The 3,947-nt window shown below is 37.3% G+C and carries 6 protein-coding genes; 3 read left to right on the top strand and 3 right to left on the bottom strand.

The window, feature by feature from the left end:
* The first annotated feature begins 102 nt into the window (after positions 1-102).
* Positions 103-741: a lactate utilization protein gene (locus EDD61_RS13675; RefSeq protein ID WP_132225866.1), complete on the top strand. Its 639-nt coding sequence runs from the start codon at positions 103-105 to the stop codon at positions 739-741.
* Between the two features lie 143 nt (positions 742-884).
* On the opposite strand, the gene EDD61_RS13670 is transcribed toward EDD61_RS13675, so the two are convergent.
* On the bottom strand, positions 885-1,610 hold the full coding sequence (locus tag EDD61_RS13670; protein ID WP_132225864.1) for a suppressor of fused domain protein: 726 nt from the start codon (positions 1,608-1,610) through the stop codon (positions 885-887).
* A gap of 119 nt (positions 1,611-1,729) precedes the next feature.
* Between EDD61_RS13670 and EDD61_RS13665 the strand changes: the two genes are divergently transcribed.
* Positions 1,730-2,425 carry a manganese catalase family protein gene (locus EDD61_RS13665; RefSeq protein ID WP_008689131.1) on the top strand — a complete coding sequence of 232 codons (696 nt, stop codon included), beginning with the start codon at positions 1,730-1,732 and terminating at the stop codon, positions 2,423-2,425.
* Positions 2,426-2,595: 170 nt separating this feature from the next.
* Here EDD61_RS13665 and EDD61_RS13660 read toward each other — a convergent pair whose 3' ends face one another.
* Positions 2,596-2,832 (bottom strand): NifU family protein, encoded by a 237-nt coding sequence (locus EDD61_RS13660; RefSeq protein WP_008979571.1) that lies wholly within the window; start codon positions 2,830-2,832, stop codon positions 2,596-2,598.
* Positions 2,833-2,847: 15 nt separating this feature from the next.
* Complete coding sequence (locus tag EDD61_RS13655; protein ID WP_008689128.1) at positions 2,848-3,306, bottom strand: divergent PAP2 family protein; 459 nt, start codon at positions 3,304-3,306, stop codon at positions 2,848-2,850.
* A gap of 197 nt (positions 3,307-3,503) precedes the next feature.
* Here EDD61_RS13655 and EDD61_RS13650 point away from each other — a divergent pair, with 197 nt between their 5' ends.
* Positions 3,504-3,857 carry a CvfD/Ygs/GSP13 family RNA-binding post-transcriptional regulator gene (locus EDD61_RS13650; protein WP_008689127.1) on the top strand — a complete coding sequence of 118 codons (354 nt, stop codon included), beginning with the start codon at positions 3,504-3,506 and terminating at the stop codon, positions 3,855-3,857.
* The last annotated feature ends 90 nt before the right edge of the window (positions 3,858-3,947 follow it).

The raw sequence follows: 3,947 nt of genomic DNA, 5'->3' as shown, positions 1-3,947 counted from the left end.
CCACAGCCCTAAGCTAATTATATAGCTTAATGAATTCCCAAGAAAGGAAGATACTATTTAATTACCTGTTTCTTGGTTAATTAAATAATACAAGATGTAAAGATGGATGCAAATGTAAAGGAAATTATCAGAATTAAAATGGAAGCCTGTAAAAAGGCATTAGAGAAAAATGGTATGAAAGCATATCTTGTGGAAGATGCACAGGCTGCCAGAGAATTAGTGAATGCGATGATCAAAGATCATGAAACAGTATGTGATGGTGGGACGATGACATTACAAGAAACCGGTATTTTGGATATGCTAAATCATCGTGATCTTGTATTTCATTCACACAGTGATCCTATGATGACACGGGAAGAAAGTGATGCAGAGGCACGCAAAGCATTTTCAGCAGATACCTTTATCGCCAGTACCAATGCGGTAACTTTGCAAGGAGAATTGGTGAATATCGATGGTCATGGAAACCGGGTCAGTGCTATGATTTTTGGACCGAAGCAAGTCATTATCGTAGCCGGGTATAATAAAATTGTCGAAAATGAAGAGGCGGCAAAGAAACGTATCCGTGAAATTGCTGCCCCAGCCAATAGTGTACGCTTGCATAAGCAGACACCTTGCAGCAAGACAGGAAGCTGTCAAGATTGTTACAGCAAAGATCGCATATGCAGCAGTTATGTTAAGATCAACTATGATAAGGAAGATCGTATCCGCGTAATTTTGATTGCGGAAGCATATGGGTATTAAAAACGATCACGAAAAAAGAGATGAGGAAAAAGCGTAAAGTATTATCTCATAAGCTTTCTATCATCTCTTTTCTTATGCTATTTTATGTAATAGATAAGGTGTTTGGTGATACTATTGCAAAGAATGTAAGCTAGCTTCTCTTGTTATAAGTAAGAGTTTACTCTTTTAAGATCCGTAACACCATCCGGATTATCTTTCCGCATGTTTTCTAAAAGAATAGGAATTTTTGATGGATCTTCTCTAATTGCACAAGCCTCTTCCCATAAAATGCCAACTAATTGTAAATAAGTGACGAGTCCATGAACGCTTTCTACTTCAGGAATCTCATTGTCTTTTATGATAAGCAGCGATGTAATTTTACTATCAGAGCCTTGCTTGATTGGTTCTTGATTACCAAGTACATATTGATTTTCTTCAAAAAAGCGCTTTGTCGTATAGGTATAACGGGCAAGATTTCCCAACATATTACAAGCCCATACACAATCTTCATAGCTATGTTCTTGCAGCTTCATGGTCATTTCATAGCCCCAGCGACTATATGTTTGTCCAAATGCCTGTTCATCACCATATAGATTGGTCATACCATAGGTAACAATATGTTGATATCCTTTTGGTGAAGTATAAATACTATAGCCATCCAAATATTCATTTCCTCCAAACAAAGCACGAGATGTTAATGTAGTTGCGTAATGTTTTGGCTTTTGATTAGGATAACATTTGGCAAAACTATCCTCAATCACATCCCAACCGGGCGCAAAATCTTCATCAGCTAATGCTTTTTGATAATCCTCAAATCGCATTCCTGCTACAATCTTTTCCTTGCTATGTGCATGGACAATTTTCTTTTTCGGTTTATGAAAAATATGCATAAGAATCCCTCCCTGTTTTTATTTTACCACAAGTGGCTTTGCATACTTTTGTTTTTTATAAAAAATACGAATAAGGCGTTTCAACATACCCATACTAAAGATGAAAAAGGAGTGATGATATGTTTGAACATAAGAAAAAGTTATTGCATCCAGTAAAAGTAGAACGTCCAAATCCGCAATATGCAGTACTAATGCAGGAGCAGTTAGGTGGAAACAATGGTGAATTAAAAGCAGCTTTACAGTATTTATCTCAGAGCTTTCGTGCAAAAGATCCCGTTTTTAAAGATTTATTCTTAGATATCGGTACGGAAGAATTAAGCCATATGGAAATGGTGGCAGAAACGATTAATTTATTAAACGGCGGTGATGTTGATTACAAAAAGGTTGAAAATGGTGAATTAGAAACAATGGTGACCTTTGGTTTAAATCCGGCTTTAGTTAACTCAAGTGGAAATCCATGGACAGCTGATTATGTTACCGTGACTGGCGATTTAGCAGCAGATTTATTAGCGGATATTGCCAGTGAGCAGCGTGCGAAAGTCGTTTATGAATACTTATATCGCCAGATTGACGATAAGTATGTAAAGGAAACAATCATGTTTTTACTTGAGCGTGAAGAAGCGCATAATGCATTGTTCTGTGAGGCGTTGAATAAGATTACGGATGATGGCAGTAACCGTAACTTCGGTATGAGTGAAGATAGTCGTTTGTATTTTGACTTATCGAAACCAGGACGTTATTTTGATGATCCTGATCCTAAACCGGTAGAAATGGCAAATGCCAAAAAAGGAAAAACGACTGCGAAAAAGAACTAGTGAAAACACTTGGCATGGTGAAGTATTCCCAACTTCATCATGCTTTTTCTATAGGAATGAAGATGCTTATCAAAAAGTTTAAAGATTTACAGCATACGTATGCTTTTCTTTTTAATGATTTAGGTGCTTGCTCATCCATCTGATAATAAAGAAAAAGGGCCTGAGCCCTTTTATTCTTCATCTGCTAAACGTACTTCACTGACACCGGCAACCTCATCCATGATAATTGCCTCAATGCCATCCTTTAAGGTATCACCGATGGACATGCAGCCAACACAGGCTCCTAACAAACGTACACGAACGATGCCATCCGTGAAAGAAACATATTCTACATCGCCACCATCGCGCTGTATGTAAGGACGAATTTTTTCAATGACATTGCGTATTTCATCTTCTTTATTAATCATACATTCACCTACTTTCTATAAATGCAGCAGCTGATACATAAGTAAAGATACGAAAAAGCCTAAGATCATGCCGCCGATAATTTCAACAAATTTATGTCCTAAAACACTTTTGATTTTTTCATGATAAATCGGATCATTTAATTTCAGACCCTTCATACCTTCCAAATCTGATATAAGCTGTTTGGTCAGCTGTATGTTTCGCCCTGCATAATAACGTACATTTGCAGCATCATAAATAACAATGAAACTGAATACACATGTAATCGCGAAATAGGTGGAATCAAAGCCTTCACTCAATCCAATTGCCATCGTCAATGCAGTGACCGTGGAACTATGAGAGCTGGGAAATCCTCCGCATGCAATACATTGATGAATATCGACTTTCTGTGTACGCAAATAAAGGACAACAGGTTTTAAGACCTGCGCCAATACATTGGCAAATAAAGCTGCCAGCAGGGGATATATGGAACTCATGCAAGTATCACCTCATTAAAGAGAAAAAGTTCTCGTCTTCATTATTATAGCACAAAAACAAAAATTATTGATAGTTGTCTGCTTTTTGCCAGCAATTTCCCTTCCTATGATGTAATGTCATATAAAACATATGGAAAGGACTGTTAATTTTAGAAAAGAACGTGCTATAATTAACACGAGCGAAATGAGGTGAGTAGATGCATTATATGGTTGGTGAAGTCGTTGAAGGGGTGATTACCGGCATCAAGCCTTATGGGGCATTCGTCTATTTAGATAATTGTCATAATGGACTGATTCATATTTCCGAAATCAGTGAACGCTTTGTCCGTGATGTGCATACGTATGTGAAAATTAATCAGCGGGTAAAAGTGAAAATTCTTGATATTGATGAAGATGGCACCCACTTCAAACTGTCTTTAAAAGCTGTAGAGGCAAAGAAAGCTCGTTCTATGCGCAAACGCAAGATCATTCATGAATTGCCAAAGATGGAAATAGGATTCACTTCCTTGGCAGAAAAGCTGGATTCATGGATTGAGGATGCAAACAGATAAAGGAGCTAGCTATTAAGAAGTCAAGCCTTTTTGAAAAAGATTAAAAAAGCATGACAAAAACAAGTGCTGGTAAGAGCACAAAAATTGATC

The sequence above is a fragment of the Longicatena caecimuris genome, from assembly GCF_004341945.1.
GTDB lineage: Bacteria > Bacillota_I > Bacilli_A > Erysipelotrichales > Erysipelotrichaceae > Longicatena > Longicatena caecimuris.
This window is presented reverse-complemented; position numbering and strand designations above follow the sequence as displayed.

Coding starts and splice junctions, on each gene's coding strand:
- EDD61_RS13675 (WP_132225866.1), top strand. CDS start 103: ATGGATGCAAATGTAAAGGAAATTATCAGAATTAAAATGGAAGCCTGT.
- EDD61_RS13650 (WP_008689127.1), top strand. CDS start 3,504: ATGCATTATATGGTTGGTGAAGTCGTTGAAGGGGTGATTACCGGCATC.
- EDD61_RS13670 (WP_132225864.1), bottom strand. CDS start 1,610: ATGCATATTTTTCATAAACCGAAAAAGAAAATTGTCCATGCACATAGC.
- EDD61_RS13660 (WP_008979571.1), bottom strand. CDS start 2,832: ATGATTAATAAAGAAGATGAAATACGCAATGTCATTGAAAAAATTCGT.
- EDD61_RS13655 (WP_008689128.1), bottom strand. CDS start 3,306: ATGAGTTCCATATATCCCCTGCTGGCAGCTTTATTTGCCAATGTATTG.
- EDD61_RS13665 (WP_008689131.1), top strand. CDS start 1,730: ATGTTTGAACATAAGAAAAAGTTATTGCATCCAGTAAAAGTAGAACGT.